General features: G+C 57.7%; 2 protein-coding genes. One reads left to right on the top strand and one right to left on the bottom strand.

From position 1 onward, the window contains the following. Window positions 1-189 precede the first annotated feature (189 nt). Complete coding sequence (locus tag ACG2LG_RS23900; RefSeq protein WP_396263387.1) at window positions 190-648, bottom strand: hypothetical protein; 459 nt, start codon at window positions 646-648, stop codon at window positions 190-192. A gap of 53 nt (window positions 649-701) precedes the next feature. Between ACG2LG_RS23900 and ACG2LG_RS23905 the strand changes: the two genes are divergently transcribed. Further along, on the top strand, window positions 702-1,145 hold the full coding sequence (locus tag ACG2LG_RS23905; protein ID WP_396263389.1) for a hypothetical protein: 444 nt from the start codon (window positions 702-704) through the stop codon (window positions 1,143-1,145). The last annotated feature ends 40 nt before the right edge of the window (window positions 1,146-1,185 follow it).

Genomic DNA, 1,185 nt, shown 5'->3' on the forward strand with positions numbered 1-1,185 from the left:
CCAGCCATCGCATCCCGCAGACGATGAACACCCCGTAGATGAGAATCAGCCACAGATGACGCCGAATCCAACGCATGATCTCTCAGCAGAACGTCGAAGCGCTGATGCCCGACCCTCCTGGCGGCCACATCGCTCGACTGAAATCTCTCTACCACCGACCGAGTTCTCCGACAAGGCCGCTGGTAAGGGTCACTCAGCCGCGGCTTGTTCTGCTTCTTCAATTATCTGGGTGATTGCTGCTTCAAGCCGCTCACGGGACTTAAAGGCACCAATTGGAATCTCAGCTGGATACACCGTCAACTTGGAGCCCTCAGGGTTGGAAATGCACACGTGCTGACCATGCAGTCGAAGTTCCCCGTGCTTCAGGTTGATCGTCGTGACGTTCCGGTCGACAGAGACACCCTCTATGCCGCCACGGTGATCCCAAAGTGTGAGCGCAAAGCTGGAAAACTCGGAGCCGTCGACGCCATCTCGACTAATGAAGTTCTCGCTTGCGATTCCATAGTAGCGATTCCCATTAGCGGTAACGTCAACCCAGTGAGCAGAACCACCACGCACTTGACGTCCACTGGTCGCTTTACGGCTCTCGCAGCCAGCCAAGCCAAGGCAACCGGCCAATGCAACTAAGACTGCGATCCGTGGAATCATTATCTGCAGAACGAATCAGGCCATCCGGCCACCACCACCCAACCAGAAAAACGATGATGAAAAGTGAAAACCTCGATGCTGACCCCCCTCTCTCCAACAAGGGCGCTGGTGGTGGTCGGATGCGCCGCCTTGTTCGGCTTGTGAAGTGGACGGCTTGGAATGCTGGCATCGCCTCGCTGGCATGGCTGGGAGTGGTTCACAGCAATGCCGGGGCGGGGCGACTGCTTGCGTTCATCTGCTGGACCTTCGCGGTGCTGATCCTCCTCGCCGCATGCAACAAGGAGGTAGCGGCTAAAGCTCGCGAGAAGGGCCGCAGCATCCCCGCATGGATGTCTCATGGATTCGGTATGTGCCTGATCGGTTTTCTGATCTGGAATGGGTGGATCGCCACAGCAATCGCGCTGCTCATTTGGGAGATCGCCGAAGCCGCCCTTTTCCATCAGCCGAGACCCTATGGCTGCGACTGGAGCCAGCCACGCGCCTTCGGGGTGGTTTGAGGGTTGAAAGGGAGGTGCCGTGTCTGGTTCAAGTCGTGGG

Source organism: Haloferula sp. A504, assembly GCF_044385805.1.
In the GTDB taxonomy this organism is placed as follows: domain Bacteria; phylum Verrucomicrobiota; class Verrucomicrobiia; order Verrucomicrobiales; family Akkermansiaceae; genus Haloferula.

Bases quoted from the DNA above. Each gene is read 5' to 3' on its own strand.
- ACG2LG_RS23900 (WP_396263387.1), bottom strand. From the start codon at position 648: ATGATTCCACGGATCGCAGTCTTAGTTGCATTGGCCGGTTGCCTTGGC.
- ACG2LG_RS23905 (WP_396263389.1), top strand. From the start codon at position 702: ATGATGAAAAGTGAAAACCTCGATGCTGACCCCCCTCTCTCCAACAAG.